Origin of the sequence: Acidovorax sp., from assembly GCF_046339755.1 — a bacterium.
Lineage (GTDB): Bacteria > Pseudomonadota > Gammaproteobacteria > Burkholderiales > Burkholderiaceae_C > Acidovorax.
In genome coordinates this window covers 1-17138 of the sequence record NZ_JBKDTZ010000068.1, presented here as the reverse complement: position 1 = coordinate 17138, position 17138 = coordinate 1, and the positions used below count along the sequence as shown (strand labels likewise).

Here is a 17138-nt window from a genome sequence, read left to right as displayed (position 1 = left end):
GATGTGAGGGCCCAACGGGCCGCGCCGCAGCAAGAAGACCGATAAAGCGGCGGCACTGCGTGCAGCAGCAGGGCGGTAAGCCCTCCGCGCGACCAGCGCAACCCATTCATCAAAAGCCGCAGCGCTCCGCGCTGCGGCTTTTTTCATTCCCACGCAGGCCAACCCACTGCCAGGCAGCAGCATCGGCGCCCTCCTACATCCTCACTCCCTCCCAGCCGACGAATCCACCCTGGGCACCCCGGTATCGTTCAGTCACACCCTTCCGCAGCCACCGCTGCATCCACTGCAAGGAACCACCATGCTCAAGTACGCCATCATCTTTGCCCTGATCTCGCTGGTCGCCGGCGCCCTGGGCTTCACCGGCGTGGCGGCAGGCGCTGCCGGCATTGCCAAGGTCCTGTTCGTGCTGTTCCTGGTGCTGGCCATCCTGTTTGTGGTGCTGGCCGCCGTCGGCGTGGGCGCCGCACGCAAGGCACTGAAATAAGAGCCCGGGGACCTGCACCATGAGCGACCAGAACATCTTCGAAGCCCTGCGCGAAAGCCACGAGCTCCAGCGCGATTTATACCGCCGCCTGACCGAGACCAGTGGCGATACGCCCGAGCGGCATGAATTGTTCACGCAGCTCAAGACCGAGCTGGCAGCCCATGAACTGGCCGAAGACCGCAACTTCTATGCACCGCTGATGCAGCTAGACGCCGGCATGGACCTGTCGCGCCACGCGATTTCGGAGCACCACCAGATCGATGAGCTGGTGGAATCACTGGAAAAGGCTGACCCTGCCACCCCTGCCTGGCTGCCCCTGGCGAAGAAACTGGCCGAAAAGGTGGAGCACCATCTCAAGGAAGAAGACCATCGCTTCTTCCAGATGGCCGGCAAGCTGCTGACGGACAAGCAGAAGACTTCTTTGGCCCGCGACTACCTGACCGACTACGACGAGGCCAAGGCTGCTACGGCCTGATGCCGCCGTGGCACGCCGGGGCGCTGGTTCAGACCGCGTCCTTGGCCTGCACCACACAGTTGCGGCCGCTCGACTTGGCCACGTACAGCGCCGTGTCGGCGCGCTTGATCAGCGCGTGCGCATCTTCCACCTGGTTCCAGGTGGCCACGCCGAAGCTGGCGCTCACATGGCCCACCGCATCAAACGGCACGCTGGCGATGCGCGCGCGCACCGCTTCCGCCATGGCCATGGCGGCGTCCACCGGCGTTTCCTTGAGCAGCAGGATGAATTCCTCGCCACCAAAACGCGCCGCGCAGTCGGAAGTACGCAGCAACTCGCGCACCCGCAGGGCGGTGGCCTTGAGCACCACGTCGCCCGAATCGTGCCCGAAGGTGTCGTTGATGCGCTTGAAGAAGTCGATGTCGAACATCACGACCGACAGGCTGCTCTTCTTGATGCGCGTGTCGGCCATCTCGGTTTCCAGCCGCTCGAAGAACTTGCGGCGGTTGACCAGGTCGGTCAGGAAGTCCTTGGTGGCCAGGTCTTCGAGCTTGCGGTTCAGGCGCGCCATGGGCTCAATCACCAGCGAGGACAGCGACAGGTTCAGCACCGCGAACAGCAGCAGAAAACTGCCGGCCAAGGCCGTCATCACGGTGTTGAAGGTTGTGCGCGCCTTCTCCAGCGGGTAGAACATGGGCACCCGCACCACCTGGATGCCGATGGTCTCATCCATCTTCCAGCCAAAGCCGTTCTTGTCGCCGTAGATCTTGAGCATGGTGGGCGGCGCAGCAGTGGGCGTGCTGTGGCAAGCCAGGCATTGAGACTGCTTGATGGTGATGGGGCGTGCCACGTACAGCGTGCGGTGCATGCCCTCGCCCACCTCGCCCGTCACTTCCTTCTTGAGGTCGGCCCGGCCCTCGCGGAAGTCCTTGACGATGCGCTCCTCCCACTCGTTGGCCCGGTCGCGCAGGTTGGTGGGGTTGAGCACCGCCTCCTTGTATTCATAGCCCGGAAAGCGGCTCTGCAGCCGGCGCAGCGTTTCGGTGGCCGCATAGGCCGGCACCGTCTGCGGCAGGAACTGTTCGGCCAGCGTCACGTCCAGGTGCGGCTTGACCAGCTCGGTGGTGTAGTCGCGGATGGCCATGGCCGCATGCATCATGAGCTGCGAGTTGTGCTGCACCTCCTCGATCGCCGCTTTCTGCAGGAAGCGGTGCACGTATAGGCCCGTGCCTGCCGCCGCCACCAGCAGCACGCAGGCCAGCACCAGATTGAATTTGAGCCGCAATGACATGGATATCCCTCGTAGCCGACTGTAGTCAGCATGTGTGACGGATGGCAAGCAAACCTTGGCAGCCAGCGGCGCACCCCATCGTGGTCGTGTCCTGCTTACTCCGGCCCCCCAAAGGTCCGTTGCGCAAGACACAAAGTTTTCGTTTGTGCCAGATTTCTCCCAAGCGGTCCAATGAATTAAGCCCGGCGGGTGCAGCGGCGGCGCTGGCCCACCGGCGATGCATGCCCTGCCCGCCAGTCCTCCACCTCGCGCCAATCATCTTAGTTGCATAATTAAATTAACTGATTTACACTGCGGCAACCGACAAGGAGAAGAGCCATGGCACTAAGCACCCAGCTTCTGGTGATCGACCCGCAAAACGATTTCTGCGACCTGCCTATCGCGTGGCAACCCACCAATCCGGCCACGGGCCTGCGCACGGCGCCCTCGCTGCCGGTCGCGGGCGCCCATGCCGACATGCAGCGAACAGCAGCCTTCATCCGCGCCCACGGCGCGGAGCTCGACGGCATCACCATCACCCTCGATTCGCACCAGCAGTTCGACATCGCCCACCCTGGCTACTGGCAGCAGGCCGACGGGCGGGCCGTGGCGGCCTTCAGCCCCATCACTGCGGCGCAGGTGCGCGCCGGCGCCTTCGCGCCCCGCAACGGCGCCCTGCTGCCAAAAACCTTGAAGTACCTCGACACGCTGGAGCAGCAAGGCCGCTATACCCTGATGGTGTGGCCGGTGCACTGCGAGGTCGGCAGCTGGGGCCAGGGCGTGCACGGCGAGGTGCTGGCCGCCTGCGGTGCATGGCAGCTGCAGCGCCAGCGCGCGGTACGCAATGTCTTCAAGGGCACCAACCCCTTCACCGAGCACTACAGCGCCATCGAGGCCGAGGTGCCCGATGCGGACGACCCCGACACGGCCCTCAACACCCGCCTCCTGGCGGCCCTGGGCACGGCCGACCGGCTGTTCATCGCCGGCGAGGCCAGCAGCCACTGCGTGCGCGCGACCACCGAGCACATCGTGCAGCACCTGCCCCGATTGCAACCGGGCTGGACGCCTGCGCGCATCACCTTGCTGACCGACTGCATGAGCCCCGTGGGCGGCTTCGAGGCCCAGCACACCGCGTTTCTCGATGCCATGCGCGCCCAAGGCGTGCAACTGGCCCGCAGCACCGACGATTTTTAGAACGTGTTTACGATCTTTTCGAAGCCGCGCAAGAGCCTTGCCGGGATGGGAGGCAAGGCGCGGTGCGCAGTTGATAGCCAGGCTATCAACAAGCGCCGCAACGCCGCAGACCGCCCGGCAAGGCACATGCCCGAAGGGTTGGGGCGAAATCGGGCGATTGGACGCCTCGGTCGCTTGCCTGGGCACCAGCCCATGCGGCGCACCCGAAGCATCCACTCATCCCGATTGCGCCCCAACGCGGCCCCGAAAAGATCGTAAACACGTTCTAAGGAGCTTCCATGTCCGACCACGTCATTCACAGCCTGCTCGATACCGACCTCTACAAGTTCACCATGTGGCAGGCCCTGCTGCACGGCCACCCGCAGACGCAGAGCGAATACCGTTTCGTCTGCCGCAACCAGAGCGCTTACCCGCTCACCGAGTTGCTCGAAGAGGTGAATGCAGAGCTCGACCACCTGTGCACGCTGCGCTTCAAGCCCGATGAACTGGCCTACGTGGGCGCCCTGCGCTACATCAAGAGCGATTTCATCGACTTCCTGCGCATCTTCCAGTTCCAGCGCGGCTTCATCGAGGCATCGGCCGAAGACGGTCAGCTGCACATCGTGGCGCGCGGCCCACAGGTGCATGTGATGGGCTTCGAGATCTTCGTGCTGGCCATCGTCAACGAGTTGTACTTCCGTCGCTTCGACCCCGCTACGGCGCTTGCCGAAGGGCGCAGGCGCCTCGCCGTGAAGGTACAGACGCTCAAGGACCTGGCACGGCAGGCCACGCACCGCCACCCCTTCGAGCTGTTCGACTTCGGCCTGCGCCGCCGCTACAGCGGTGCCTGGCAGCGCGAGGTGGTGCAGGCCTTCGCCCAGGAAACTCCGCAGTGGTTCAAGGGCACTTCCAACGTGCTGCTGGCGCGCGACCTGGGCCTGGTGCCCATCGGTACCATGGCGCACGAATACCTGCAGACCTACCAGGCCCTGGGCGTGCGGCTGCGCGACTTCCAGAACACGGCGCTGGAAGAATGGGTACAGGAATACCGGGGCGACCTCGGTATTGCGCTGACCGACACCGTGGGCATGGACGCCTTCCTGGCCGACTTCGACCTGTACTTCGCCAAGCTGTTCGACGGCCTGCGCCACGACTCGGGCGACCCGGTGGCCTGGGGCGAGAAGGCCCTGGCCCACTATGCGCGCCTGCGCATCGACGCGCACACCAAGCGCCTGGTGTTCTCCGACGGGCTGGACCTGCCGCGCGCGCTGGCGCTGTACCAGCACTTCGGCGACCGCACGCAACTGGGCTTCGGCATCGGCACCAATCTCACCAACGACATGGGGCAGACACCACTGAACATCGTGATGAAGCTCACACGCGCCAACGGCCAGCCCGTGGCCAAGCTCTCGGATACGCCCGGCAAGACGCTGTGCGACGATGAGACCTTCCTTGCTTATCTCCGCCAGGTCTTCAACGTGAAGGCGTAAGCAATCCCGAGGATTTCCATGCTCCGCATCACCCTTGCACAACTCAACTTCACCGTCGGCGACATTGAAGGCAACGTCACGCGCATGGTCGCTGCCGCGCGCCAGGCCGCCAGCGAGCAGGCCGATCTGGTGGTCTTCACCGAACTCGCGCTGTGCGGCTACTACCCGGGCGACATGCTCGACGAAAGCGCCTTCCAGCAGCGCGTGGCCGCCGGGCTGGCCGCGCTGCAGCAGGCATCGGCCGAGCTGCCAGGCCTGCACTGGGTGGTGGGTGCGCCCACGCCCGCACAAGGGCCCGGCAAACGCCTGCACAACAGTCTGCTGGTGCTGCAAGCCGGCGAGGTGCGCCTGCGCTACGCCAAGCAGCTCCTGCCCACCTACAACATCTTCGACGAACGCCGCCACTTCGAGCCAGGCCCCGACGTGGCCAAGGTGCTGCGCATCGGCAATGCCCAGGTGGGCCTGCTGATCTGCGAGGACGGCTGGAACGACAGCGGCGCCGACTACGCTACCAACCCTTTCGACCGCATGCGCGATGCCGCACCCGATCTGGTGGTGAGCATCAACGCCAGCCCCAGCCACATCGCCAAGCGCGAGCAGCGCCACCAGATCTTCGGCGACGCCTCGCGCCGCAACGGCCTGCCCATCCTGTACGTGAACCAGATCGGCGGGCACGACCAGATCGTGTTCGACGGCGCCTCGTTCGCGGTGGAGCCCGAGGCCGGCATCGTCTTCGAGGCCCGGCGCTTCGTGGAAGACGTGCGCACCCTGCAGTTCGACAACGGCCGCTTCCTCACGGCCGAAGGTGACAAGCCCGAACCCGTGCCCGCGCAGGGCCTGCCCACGATGGAGTTCTACCGCCAGCAGATCGTGCTGGGCCTGTCGGACTACGCCCGGCGCTGCGGCTTCAGGCAGGTGGTGGTGGGCAGTTCGGGCGGCATCGACAGCGCCCTGACCCTGGCGCTGGCCGCCCAGGCGCTGGGCCCGGAGAATGTGGTGGGTGTGACCATGCCCTCGCGCTTTTCGTCGAGCGGATCGGTCGACGACTCGGTGGCCCTGTGCCGCAACCTGGGCGTGCGGCTGCACACCCATCCCATCGCCGAGCTGGTGGCGGGCTATGCGCAGCAGTTCGAGGCAAGCTTCGGCCAGGCGCTGCAGGGCCTGCCGCTCGAGAACCTGCAGGCGCGCATCCGCGGCACCATCCTCATGGAGTATTCCAACGCATTCGGGCACCTGCTGCTCACCACGGGCAACAAGTCGGAAATCTCGGTGGGCTACTGCACGCTGTACGGCGATACCAACGGCGGCCTGGGGCTGATCGGCGACCTGTACAAGACGGAGGTGTTCGCGCTCTCGCGCCACATCAACGACCACGCCGGGCGCGAACTGATCCCCGAGGCCATCATCGGCAAGGAGCCCTCGGCCGAACTGGCCCCCGGCCAGCGCGATGTGGACAGCCTGCCTCCCTATCCTGTGCTGGACGAAGTGCTCAAGCTGCTGATCGAGGGCGACCGCCTGGCCCCCTCAGAGTACGATGCCGCACGCGCCTTCGTGCAGCAGCTGGAGCAGCTGGCCGATGGCCGCGCCCTGGTTCAGCGGGTGCGCATGATGGTCGCCCGCAACGAATACAAGCGCCGCCAGGCACCACCCATCGTGCGCGTGCGCGCCCGTGCCTTCGGCAGCGGTCGGCAGATGCCGATAGCGGCCCGCTACGTCTGATCCAATAGAGCCCCATGTACGACACCGCCATTTACATCGGCCGCTTCGAGCCGGTCCACCAGGGCCACATGGCCCTGTTGCAACGTGCTCTGGACAGCGCACGCCACGTCATCGTGGTCATGGGCTCGGCCTGGCAGGCCCGCTCACCCAAGAACCCCTTCACCGCCGCCGAGCGCGAACAGATGCTGCGCGCGGCCCTGCCCGAGGCCGACCGCGCCCGCCTCCAGGTGCTGCCCGTGCGCGACTACTACAACGAAGCCATATGGGTACAGGCCGTGCGCGAGGGCGTGGCCCGCATCGCACCCGAGGCCGGCCGCATCGGCCTGGTGGGCCATTTCAAGGACGCGACCAGCAGCTACCTGAGCGCCTTCCCGGGATGGGAGCTGATCCACATGGAGCGCCAGGGCAACATCGACGCCACCGCCATCCGCGACGCCTACTTTGGCGCCACGCCCGACACGGCGCGTGCGGGCCTGGCGGATCTGCAGGGCGAGATGCCTGCCAGCACCCTGGCTTTTCTCGACGCCTTTGCCCAGACGCCGCATTTCCCGGCGCTGCAGGAAGAATGGCGCATGCTGCGCCGCTACCGCAAAGCCTGGTCCGCAGCGCCCTACCCGCCGGTGTTCGTGACGGTGGACGCCGTGCTGCGCTGCCAGGACCATGTGCTGCTGATCCGCCGCGCCCACGCCCCCGGCAAAGGCCAGTTGGCCGTGCCCGGCGGCTTCATCGAGCAGCGCGAGACAGTGTGGCAGTCCTGCCTGCGCGAGCTGGTGGAAGAAACCCACTGCAACCTGCCCGAGGCCACCATGCGCGCCGCGCTGCAGGCCGTGGCCGTGTTCGACCACCCCGACCGCAGCCAGCGCGGGCGCACGCTCACGCACGCGCACTACTTCGACCTGGGCCAGGCACCGTTCCCCACCGTGCAGGCCGATGACGATGCCCAGCAGGTGCAGTGGACGCCGGTTGCCGAGTTGGCGGGCATGGAAGAGGAATTCTTCGAGGACCACTTCCACATGCTGGACCATTTTCTGGGGCTGACCGGCTCCGCCCGGCCCGCATAGCATCCGGAAACGAAACAGGCAGGGCGAACCCTGCCTTTGTGAGGGCCTGACCCGGATCAGGCCACGCGGAACTGGCCCACGGTCTGCGCCAGCGCCACGGCTTGCTGGCTCAGCGACTGGGCCGCCGCCAGGGCCTCCTCGACCAGCGCGGCGTTCTGCTGCGTGCCCTGGTCCATCTGCGAAATGGCCTGGTTCACCTGGGCGATGCCAGCGCTCTGCTCGGCGCTGGCAGAGCTGATCTCGGCGACCATGGTGGTCACGTTCTTCACACCGTCGACCACCTCGCGCATGGTGGAGCCGGCCTGCTCGACGAGCTGGGTGCCCACGCCGACCTTGGCCACGGAGTCGTCGATCAGGCCCTTGATCTCCTTGGCGGCTGCGGCGCTGCGCTGGGCCAGGCTGCGCACTTCGCTGGCCACCACGGCAAAGCCCTGGCCCTGCTCACCGGCCCGGGCGGCTTCCACGGCGGCATTCAGGGCCAGGATGTTGGTCTGGAAGGCAATGCCGTCGATCACGCTGATGATGTCCACGATCTTGCGCGAGGACTGGTCGATGGAGCCCATGGTGCCCACCACCTGCTGCACCACGTCGCCGCCACGCACGGCCATGTCGGAGGCGGCGCGCGCCAGCTCGTCGGCACGGCGCGCGTTGGCCGCGTTCTGCTGCACGGTGGAGGTCAGCTGCTCCATCGATGCCGCAGTCTCCTGCAGGGCACTCGCCTGCGACTCGGTGCGGCCCGACAGGTCGCCGTTGCCGGCAGCGATCTCGGCCGAGGCGGTGTTGATCGAATCGGTGCTGTCGCGCACCTGGCGCACCAAGTGGGCCAGGTTGTCGCGCATGGCGCGGATGGCATGCAGGATGCTGGTCTGGTCGCCGGGCTGGGTGATCACCTCCACGGCCAGGTTGCCCTCGGCGATCTGCGTGACCACGTCGGCCGCGTACTGGGGCTCGCCACCAAGCTGGTGCACCAGCGTGCGCAGCATCTGCCAGGCCATGAGCGCGATGACGAGCATCAGCACCGCGCCGATGGACAGCAGGATGGCCGTCTCGCGCCAGAAGGCGTGGTCGATGTCGTCGATGTAGTCGCCAAAACCGATGGTCCAGTCCCAGGGCTCGAACTTGATGATGGCGTAGAGCTTTTCCACCTCGTCCTTGGCGCCCGGGCGCGTGCCCTTGGCGATCACGGTACCGATGGTCTTGCCCTGCAGCGCCGCGCGGTAGCGCACGCCGGCTTCCTTGCCGCCTTTTTCATCGACGATGCCGATGCGCTTGGGGTTGGGGTGTACGTAGTTCACGTCGTTGGTGAAGCCGCGCACGAAGAAGTATTTGTCTTTCTCGACAAAGCTGCCGATGTTGCGGCGCGCTTCCTTTTGCGCGTCCTCACGCGAGAGTGCGCCGCTCTTTTCCTGCTCGTAGGACTTCTGGGCAGCCGCATGCGCGAGCACCACCAGGTTGGACAGTTGCTCGGTGCGCTCCTTCATCATCGACTGGTACAGCGTGGTCAGCGCCACAGCGGATAAAACGACCAGGCCCAGGAGGGTGGCCGCACACAGCCAAAGAATCCGGATTCGCAATTTCATGGGGCAGGCTTTCTCTTTCAGGATACGGAACAAGACGTAACCAGAAGATACACCCACGGTGCCCAATTTTTAATCAAAACCTCGATTTGTCACGGTTTTGTCACATTTGGGCGGTGGGCGCAGCAGCCTGCAAGGCCGCTTGCACAAAAGCGGCGACGCCAGGACAGCGTCCCAGCCTCGGCCAAAGCGGCAAATGTAAAAACCCCCTGGCGTGTCGCGCAGCCACAACGCCGGCGGGCATTGGGTGGATCAGGTACCCGCCCGCTCCAGCATCGCATGCAGCAGCACATTGCAGCCCGCGGTGATGTGCTCGGGCTTGGCGTCCTCGATCTCGTTGTGGCTGATGCCGTCCTTGCAGGGGATGAACACCATGCCGGCGGGCGCCAGGCGCGCCATGTACACCGCGTCATGCCCCGCGCCGGAAACGGCCGGCATGTTGGAATAGCCCAGCTTGGCCGCAGCGCGCGCCACGGCATCCACGCAGTCGGCATGGAACACCTGGGCCGGGTAGGCCGAGACCTGCTCGATCTTGATCGCCAGGCCAGTGTCGGCGCTGAGCTTGGCGGCCACGGCGCGGATGTCCTGGTCCATGCTTTCGCACAGTGCATCGGTGGCGTTGCGCAGGTCGATGCTGAACTTGACCTGGCCCGGGATGACATTGCGGCTGTTGGGGTGCACGTGCACCATGCCCACCGTGCCGCGCCCGTGCGGCGGGTGGCGGTGGGCGCAGGCCACCACCTCCTGCATGAGGTGGGTGGCGACCTGCAGCGCATCCTTGCGCAAGGCCATGGGCGTAGGGCCGGCATGGGCCTCCATGCCGGTGACGGTGCAGTCGTACCAGCGGATGCCGAGCACGCCGGTCACCACGCCGATGGTCTTGTCGTGGTCCTCCAGCACCGGGCCCTGCTCGATGTGGGTCTCGAAGTAGGCGCCGATGGGGTGGTCGCCCGGCACCTGGTCACCGATGTAGCCGATGCGTTCGAGCTCGCCCTTGACGGTCTTGCCCTCGGTGTCGGTGGCGGCATAGGCATGCTCCAGCGTGAAGGCTTTGGCGAACACGCCCGAGCCCATCATCACCGGCACGAAGCGCGAGCCCTCTTCATTGGTCCAGAAGGCGACCTCGATCGGTGCCTCGGTCTCGATGCCATGGTCGTTCAGGGTGCGCACCACCTCGATGCCGGCCAGCACGCCATAGTTGCCGTCGAACTTGCCGCCCGTGGGCTGGGTGTCGATATGGCTGCCGGTCATGATGGGCGGCAGGCTGTTGTTGCGCCCGGGGCGGCGCATGAAGCCGTTGCCGATCTGGTCGATGGTCACGCTCATGCCCGCTTCGCGTGCCCAGCGGGTCACCAGGTCGCGGCCCTGCTTGTCCAGGTCGGTCAGCGTCAGGCGGCACACACCGCCTTTGGGCGTGGCGCCGATCTGCGCCAGTTCCATGAGCGAATCCCACAGGCGCTCGCCGTTGATGCGCAGGCTGTCGATGTCGGTCTTGACTTTGGTATCCATGGTGCTCTCCATCGGTTAGCGGGCGACTGCGGTGGGGGCCAGGTCCTGGGCGCGCTTTTGCACAGCCTGGAACTGGGGACCGAAGGCCGGGCGCTTGAGGTAACGGCCCTTGCCCTGCTCGGCGCGCAGGTCTCCGTTGGCAAAGACCACCCGGCCCTGGCTTACCGTGTGGCTGGGGATGCCGCGCACGGTGCGACCCTCGAAGATGTTGAAGTCGCCCTTGCTGTGCTGGGTCTTGGCCGAGAAGGTCTTGGTGCCCTCGGGGTCCCACAGCACCAGGTCGGCATCGGCGCCCTCGCCGATGAAGCCCTTGCGCGGGTAGATGTTGAACAGCTTGGCGGCATTGGCCGAGGTGATGGCCACGAACTCGCTGGGCGTGAGGCGCCCGGTGTTCACGCCGCCATCCCAGATGGCTGCCATGCGCTCTTCCACGCCGCCCGTGCCGTTGGGGATCTTGGCAAAGCTTTCCTTCCCCATGCCCTTCTGCGCGGCGCAGAAGGTGCAGTGGTCGGTAGCGGTGGTGTGCAGCTGGCCCGACTGCAGGCCACGCCACAGGGCCTCCTGGTGGCCCTTGGGGCGGAATGGCGGGCTCATCACGTAGGCGGCGGCCGTGGCGAAGTCGGGGTCGCGGTACACGCTCTCATCCACCAGCAGGTGCCCCGCCAGGACCTCGCCGTACACGCGCTGGCCGCGCGCGCGGGCGCGGGCAATGGCGTCGGCCGACTCCATGCAGCTCACATGCACCACATAGATGGGCACGCCCAGCACGTCAGCAATCGCGATGGCACGGTTGGCGGCCTCGGCCTCGACCATGGGCGGGCGCGACAGGGGGTGGCCCTCGGGCCCGGTGATGCCCATCTTGGCGACCTCCTGCTGCAGCAGGTACACCAGCTCGCCGTTCTCGGCGTGCACCGTGGGCATGGCCCCCAGCTCCAGCGCGCGCTTGAAGCTGTTCACCAGGGTCTCGTCGTCGCACATGATGGCGTTCTTGTAGGCCATGAAGTGCTTGAAGCTGTTCACGCCCTCCTCCTGCACCAGGGTGCCCATGTCGGCGCGCACCTGCTCGCTCCACCAGGTGATGGCGACGTGGAAGCTGTAATCGGCCGCGGATTTTTCGGCCCAGCCGCGCCACTTGCGGTAGGCATCCATGATGGGCTCCTGCGGGTCGGGGATCACGAAATCGATGATGCTGGTGGTGCCGCCCGCCAGGGCTGCGGCGGTGCCGGTGAAGAAGTCGTCCATGGTGACGGTGCCCATGAACGGCAGCTGCATGTGGGTGTGCGGGTCGATCCCGCCGGGCAGCACGTACTGGCCGCTGGCGTCCAGCGTCTGCGCGCCTGCCGGGGCCTGCGCAGCCGCGTCCTCCCCGACGGCCACGATGCGGCCATCCACGCACAGCACATCGGCGCGCTGTTCGCGGTCGGCGTTGACCACGGTGCCACCGCGGATGACAAGGGTTTGGCTCATGGGGACTCTCCTTCAGGGGTTGCAGGAAGCCCCGCCACGCGGGCGGGGCCGGTCATCACGTCATTGCTTCTTCGCGGTCAGGTAGTAATAGGCACCGGCGACGGCCAGGCTGAAAAACCAGCCAAAGTCGAACAGCGACTGCAGCAGGCTAGGCACCGAGCCCTTGTCCACAACGCCCGACACCGCCAGGTAGCCAGGCAGGCAGGGCAGCACGCCCAGAAAGAAGGCTACCAGCGCATGCACGTTCCAGCCATTGCTGTACTCGTACTCGCCGCCACGGCGGTACAGGTCGTCCACCTTCAGGTCGGTCTTGCGCACCAGGTAGTAATCGACCAGCAGGATGCCGGCGATGGCCCCCAGCAGCGTGCCGTAACCGCCCAGCCAGGTGAACAGGTAGCCGCCCGAAGTGGCCAGCAGCTTCCAGGGCATGAACAAGAGACCGATGAGCGCTGCGATCAGCCCCCCCATGCGAAAACTGATCTTCGACGGCGCGATCTGGCTGAAATCGTACGAAGGAGACACCAGATTGGCAGCCACATTGGTTGTGAGGTTGGCCAGCAGGATCACCAGCAGGCCGATGCCGGCCGCCACGCTGCCCATCTGGGTGAGCAGGCCATCGGGGAACAGCTGCGCCTTGCCATAGAGGATGGCGGAGGCGGAGAAGCCGATCACGCCCACCATGGAGAACAGGGCCATGGGAATGGGCAGGCCGATGGCCTGTCCGATGACCTGGTCCTTCTGCGAACGCGCAAAGCGCGTGAAGTCGGGGATGTTGAGCGCCAGCGTCGCCCAGAAGCCCACCAGGCCCGTCAGGGCCGCCCAGGTCTTGGGCCCGCCCTCCACCACCTTGGCCGGCAGGTTGAAGAGCTGGCCGGAAGGCACCTTCATCATCAGCACCACGACGAGCAGCACCGAGGCGCCGATCATCAGCGGCGCTGCGATCACTTCGAGCAGGCGGATGGATTCGGGCCCCTTCCAGATGAACCAGATGTGCACCGCCCAGAAGGCCAGGAAGCACATGAACTGCGAGGTGCTGATGGTCTGCCCATCGGCCGGCCCCGCCAGGCCCATGCCCAGGATGTTGAGAAAGCCGTGCAGCGCCAACGCGCCGAAATAGCAGTTGATCGAAAACCAGCCGCAGGCCACCAGGCCGCGCAGCACAGCCGGCAGGTTGGCACCCTTGACGCCGAAGGAGGCCCGCGCCAGCACCGGGAAGGGCACGCCGTAGCGCGGCCCCACGCGGCCGATGAGCACCATGGGGATGAGCACGATGCAGTTGGCCAGGAACACCAGCCACACCGCCATCTGCCAGGTGAAGCCCTGGTCCAGCATGGAACTGGCCATGGTGTAGGTGGGAACGCAGACCACCATGCCCACCCAGAGAGCGGCATAGTCTTTCCACGTCCAGTGGCGCTGGGCCGCCGTGGTGGGGAGCAGATCCTCGTTGGCGAGCGGATTGGACGCTGCGCCGGGCGGATGCCCCGCCATATGGGCGGCGCTGCCGGTACTGTGGTTCATATGCCTGTACTCCTCTGTGAAAGATTTACTTCGGGGGGGTTGCACACAAGTCATTGCCAGTTCCGGCACTCCGGGTCCGGGCAGATGGCGGACGGGAACGTGGTCACCACGCTCCGGGAGAAGCGAGCGATGCTATCGGCGGGCAGCATGCCGCGCCAGATGCAATGCAACACCGCGTTGCGATTGCGCACACCGCCCCGTCCCTCTTTTCAAGCCGCCACGCGCTGGGGATTGTTCGGGTGCGTGGTCCAGTTCGCATACTCGCCCGTAACCACTTTGCCGGTGCGCGCATCGACCTCGCCCGGTTCCAGGCTGCGCAGCGTGATGCATTCAGGCACGGGGCAGATGGAGACGCACAGGTTGCAGCCCACGCACTCGGCGTCGTTGACCTCGAACCTGCGCACGCCGCCCTCCTTGCTGAAGGTGATGGCCTGGTGCGAGTTGTGCTCGCAGACAACCTGGCAGCGGCCGCACTGGTTGCTGGCGTCCTGGTTGATGACGGCCTTGTCGATGTGGTTGAGATTGAGGTTCTTCCAGTCCTTGACGGTGGGAACGGCCTGCCCCTGGAAGTCGGCGATGGTCGCGTAGCCATGCTCGTCCATGAAGTTGGAAAGGCCGTCGCACATGTCCTGCACGATCTTGAAGCCGTAGACCATGGCCGCCGTGCACACCTGCACCGTGCCGCAGCCCAGCGCGATGTACTCGGCCGCGTCGCGCCAGGTGGTGATGCCGCCGATGCCGCTGATGGGCAGGCCGGCGGTCTGCGCGTCGCGCGCGATCTCGGCCACCATGTTCAGGGCGATGGGCTTGACGGCCGGGCCGCAATAGCCGCCGTGCGAGCCCCAGCCGTCGGTGCTGGGGCTCATGACCATGCGGTCCAGGTCCACGCCCATGATGGAGTTGATGGTGTTGATCAGCGAGACCGCGTCGGCCCCGCCGGCTTTGGCAGCGCGTGCCGGGTGGCGCACATCGGTGATGTTGGGCGTGAGCTTCACGATGACCGGCAGGCGGCTGTAGTGCTTGCACCAGGCCGTGACCATCTGGATGTACTCGGGCACCTGGCCCACGGCGGCGCCCATGCCGCGCTCGCTCATGCCGTGCGGGCAGCCGAAGTTGAGCTCGATGCCATCGGCCCCGGTGTCTTCCACCATAGGCAGGATGTTCTTCCAGCTCTGCTCCTCGCAGGGCACCATGAGCGAGACGATCATGGCCCGGTCGGGCCAGTTGCGCTTGACGCGCTTGATCTCCTCCAGGTTGGTGTGCAGCGGCCGGTCGGTGATGAGCTCGATGTTGTTCAGCCCGATCACGTGCCGGTCCTGCGACATCAGCGTGGAGTAGCGCGGGCCGTTGACGTTGACGACCGAGGGGTCCTCGCCCAGGGTCTTCCAGACCACGCCGCCCCAGCCGGCCTCGAAGGCGCGGGTGACATTGATCTCCTTGTCGGTGGGCGGCGCCGAGGCCAGCCAGAAAGGATTGGGGCTGGTGATGCCCAGGAAGTTGCTGCGGATATCGGCCATGGTGGGGTGCTCCGATGGATAGCGATGGGGGAGGAAAGGCTCAAGCGCCGATCAGCGTGGTGTGGATGGAGACAGCGGCCACCTTGCCGTGCTCCACGGCCTCCACGGTCAGGTCACGCCCGCCAGCGCGGCAGTCGCCGCCGGCCCATACACGCGCCAGACTGGTGCGGCCCTCGTCGTCGGTGGCGATGCGGCCACCCGTGAGTTGGATGGCCCGGCCCACGGGCTCGGGCACATAGGTCTGGCCGATGGCCTTGAGCACCATGTCGGCCGGGATCACAAAGGTCTCGCCCGTCTCCACCAGCCGGCCGCCCTCCATCGCCGTGGCGGCAAAGCGCACGCCGGTGACGGCGCCATCGGCGCTGAGCACCTCCTTGGGCGCAGCGAAGTGGCGGATGGTGACGCCATTGGTCTGCGCCCATTCCTGCTCCACATGGGAGGCGGACATGCCGTCCGCCCCGCGGCGGTAGGCAATGGTCACCTCTTCGGCACCGAGCTTGCGCGCCTGCACGGCGGCGTCCACCGCCGTCATGCCACCGCCGATCACCACCACGCTGCGCCCCACGGGCAGGGTGGAGAGGTCAGCCGTCTGGCGCAACTCTGCAATGAAGTCCACCGCATTGCGCAGGCCCGTGGCCGTGGGTTCGGCGATGCCCAGCGCATTGACGCCCGCGAGGCCCAGGCCCAGGAACACCGCGTCGTGGCTGGCCAGCAGGCTGTCGAGCGTGATGTCGCGGCCCAGCAGCTGGTGCGTGCGCACCTCGATGCCGCCCACGGACAGCAGCCACTCGATCTCCTTCTGGGCGAAGTTGCCGGTGGTCTTGTAACTGGCCAGGCCGTATTCGTTGAGGCCGCCGAGCTTGGGGCGGGCGTCGAACAGCACCACGTCGTGCCCGCGCACGGCCAGGCCATGGGCGCAGGCCAGGCCCGCAGGGCCGGCGCCGACCACGGCGATGCGCTTGCCCGTGGGCGCGGCGCGCTGGAACAGCGGCGCGCCGGGCTTGGCGAAGAAGGCGTCGGTCGCGTAGCGCTGCAGCGAGCCGATCTCGACCGGCTTGTCCTCGTTGGTGTTGCGCACGCAGGCCTGCTCGCACAGCACCTCGGTGGGGCAGACGCGGGCGCACATGCCGCCCAGGGGGTTGGCTTCCAGGATGGCGCGGGCCGCGCCACGGTTGTTGTCCTGCGCGATGCGGTGGATGAAGGAGGGGATGTCGATGCCCGTGGGGCAGGCCGTGGCGCAGGGCGCATCGTGGCAGTAGTAGCAGCGCTCGGCCTCGATCAGCGCCTGCGGCCGGGTCAGCGGAGGGTGGGCGTCGCCGAAGCGCACGGCATAGTCGGCCAGGTTCAGGCGTGCGGCATGAATGCCGCAGGCATGGCTTGCGGGTGTGTCCATCAGGTTTCCTCCGGAAGGGTCGGGGTGGGGTGTGCGGCCGGGGCATGGCCGTGCCGTGCGGGCGCCGGGCGGGTGCTCCGCCAGCGCCAGGATCCTGCGCACGGGGTGTGCGCGGCGCCTGCCAATGCAGGGCGCGGGCGGCATGCACCAGGGCATGCCGCCGCCAATTGCCGAGGTTTCAGCGTGGGCCTCGCTAGGGGTGCGGGTGCCCGGGCCTTGCTCGGCGCCGGTGCCCCGCGTTTGCCATTCAATTTACCAACCGGTAAAAATTTACCAATTAGTAAAATCCCTACAGCAAACCGCATGCCAGCTATCTGCCAGCCACATTGACACACAATGGTGCAATGACCGATGCCCGACAGCCCCCTTCCGCCCCACCTCGGCGGCGCCCGGACGCCACCGGCCTGCCCGCCCCGGAAACCGCCGCCAAGGCGCCCACAGCGTCGCGCCTGCTCAAGGAACAGGGCATCCTGACCGAGGCCGAGAACCATTTCGCGCAGTGCGGC

Annotated in this window: 13 protein-coding genes; 6 read left to right on the top strand and 7 right to left on the bottom strand. The window is 66.5% G+C overall.

The window, feature by feature from the left end; all coding sequences use genetic code 11:
- Positions 1-298 precede the first annotated feature (298 nt).
- Entirely contained in the window at positions 299-484 is a 186-nt protein-coding gene (locus ACK59X_RS05380; RefSeq protein WP_409955828.1) for a DUF1328 domain-containing protein, read from the top strand.
- A gap of 19 nt (positions 485-503) precedes the next feature.
- The gene (locus ACK59X_RS05375; RefSeq protein ID WP_409955826.1) at positions 504-959 is read left to right on the top strand and encodes a hemerythrin domain-containing protein; all 456 of its coding nucleotides are present in this window, start codon (positions 504-506) and stop codon (positions 957-959) included.
- Positions 960-987: 28 nt separating this feature from the next.
- Here the strand turns inward: ACK59X_RS05375 and ACK59X_RS05370 are convergent, their stop codons facing one another.
- Positions 988-2229: a diguanylate cyclase gene (locus ACK59X_RS05370; RefSeq protein ID WP_409955824.1), complete on the bottom strand. Its 1242-nt coding sequence runs from the start codon at positions 2227-2229 to the stop codon at positions 988-990.
- A 318-nt stretch (positions 2230-2547) separates the two neighbouring features.
- Between ACK59X_RS05370 and ACK59X_RS05365 the strand changes: the two genes are divergently transcribed.
- The 4 genes from ACK59X_RS05365 (at position 2548) to ACK59X_RS05350 (ending at position 7651) form a co-directional block, all read left to right on the top strand.
- Entirely contained in the window at positions 2548-3402 is an 855-nt protein-coding gene (locus tag ACK59X_RS05365) for a cysteine hydrolase (protein WP_409955822.1), read from the top strand.
- Between the two features lie 278 nt (positions 3403-3680).
- Complete coding sequence (gene pncB, locus ACK59X_RS05360) at positions 3681-4871, top strand: nicotinate phosphoribosyltransferase (protein WP_409955820.1); 1191 nt, start codon at positions 3681-3683, stop codon at positions 4869-4871.
- An 18-nt stretch (positions 4872-4889) separates the two neighbouring features.
- Entirely contained in the window at positions 4890-6590 is a 1701-nt protein-coding gene (locus ACK59X_RS05355) for an NAD+ synthase (protein WP_409955818.1), read from the top strand.
- A 14-nt stretch (positions 6591-6604) separates the two neighbouring features.
- On the top strand, positions 6605-7651 hold the full coding sequence (locus ACK59X_RS05350; protein ID WP_409955816.1) for a bifunctional nicotinamide-nucleotide adenylyltransferase/Nudix hydroxylase: 1047 nt from the start codon (positions 6605-6607) through the stop codon (positions 7649-7651).
- Positions 7652-7707: 56 nt separating this feature from the next.
- Here ACK59X_RS05350 and ACK59X_RS05345 read toward each other — a convergent pair whose 3' ends face one another.
- The 6 genes from ACK59X_RS05345 to ACK59X_RS05320 form a co-directional block, all read right to left on the bottom strand.
- Complete coding sequence (locus ACK59X_RS05345; RefSeq protein ID WP_409955814.1) at positions 7708-9231, bottom strand: methyl-accepting chemotaxis protein; 1524 nt, start codon at positions 9229-9231, stop codon at positions 7708-7710.
- 249 nt (positions 9232-9480) lie between these two features.
- Positions 9481-10737 (bottom strand): Zn-dependent hydrolase, encoded by a 1257-nt coding sequence (locus ACK59X_RS05340; protein WP_409955812.1) that lies wholly within the window; start codon positions 10735-10737, stop codon positions 9481-9483.
- Between the two features lie 15 nt (positions 10738-10752).
- Positions 10753-12204, bottom strand: coding sequence for a dihydropyrimidinase (gene hydA, locus ACK59X_RS05335; RefSeq protein WP_409955811.1), 1452 nt, complete (start codon positions 12202-12204; stop codon positions 10753-10755).
- 60 nt (positions 12205-12264) lie between these two features.
- Entirely contained in the window at positions 12265-13722 is a 1458-nt protein-coding gene (locus ACK59X_RS05330) for an NCS1 family nucleobase:cation symporter-1 (RefSeq protein ID WP_409955810.1), read from the bottom strand.
- Positions 13723-13931: 209 nt separating this feature from the next.
- Positions 13932-15239, bottom strand: a complete 1308-nt coding sequence (gene preA / locus ACK59X_RS05325; RefSeq protein ID WP_409955809.1) for an NAD-dependent dihydropyrimidine dehydrogenase subunit PreA — start codon at positions 15237-15239, stop codon at positions 13932-13934.
- Between the two features lie 40 nt (positions 15240-15279).
- On the bottom strand, positions 15280-16632 hold the full coding sequence (locus ACK59X_RS05320; protein WP_409955808.1) for an NAD(P)-dependent oxidoreductase: 1353 nt from the start codon (positions 16630-16632) through the stop codon (positions 15280-15282).
- Positions 16633-17138: the final 506 nt, after the last annotated feature.

Coding starts and splice junctions, on each gene's coding strand:
- ACK59X_RS05380 (WP_409955828.1), top strand. CDS start 299: ATGCTCAAGTACGCCATCATCTTTGCCCTGATCTCGCTGGTCGCCGGC.
- ACK59X_RS05375 (WP_409955826.1), top strand. CDS start 504: ATGAGCGACCAGAACATCTTCGAAGCCCTGCGCGAAAGCCACGAGCTC.
- ACK59X_RS05370 (WP_409955824.1), bottom strand. CDS start 2,229: ATGTCATTGCGGCTCAAATTCAATCTGGTGCTGGCCTGCGTGCTGCTG.
- ACK59X_RS05365 (WP_409955822.1), top strand. CDS start 2,548: ATGGCACTAAGCACCCAGCTTCTGGTGATCGACCCGCAAAACGATTTC.
- pncB (WP_409955820.1), top strand. CDS start 3,681: ATGTCCGACCACGTCATTCACAGCCTGCTCGATACCGACCTCTACAAG.
- ACK59X_RS05355 (WP_409955818.1), top strand. CDS start 4,890: ATGCTCCGCATCACCCTTGCACAACTCAACTTCACCGTCGGCGACATT.
- ACK59X_RS05350 (WP_409955816.1), top strand. CDS start 6,605: ATGTACGACACCGCCATTTACATCGGCCGCTTCGAGCCGGTCCACCAG.
- ACK59X_RS05345 (WP_409955814.1), bottom strand. CDS start 9,231: ATGAAATTGCGAATCCGGATTCTTTGGCTGTGTGCGGCCACCCTCCTG.
- ACK59X_RS05340 (WP_409955812.1), bottom strand. CDS start 10,737: ATGGATACCAAAGTCAAGACCGACATCGACAGCCTGCGCATCAACGGC.
- hydA (WP_409955811.1), bottom strand. CDS start 12,204: ATGAGCCAAACCCTTGTCATCCGCGGTGGCACCGTGGTCAACGCCGAC.
- ACK59X_RS05330 (WP_409955810.1), bottom strand. CDS start 13,722: ATGAACCACAGTACCGGCAGCGCCGCCCATATGGCGGGGCATCCGCCC.
- preA (WP_409955809.1), bottom strand. CDS start 15,239: ATGGCCGATATCCGCAGCAACTTCCTGGGCATCACCAGCCCCAATCCT.
- ACK59X_RS05320 (WP_409955808.1), bottom strand. CDS start 16,632: ATGGACACACCCGCAAGCCATGCCTGCGGCATTCATGCCGCACGCCTG.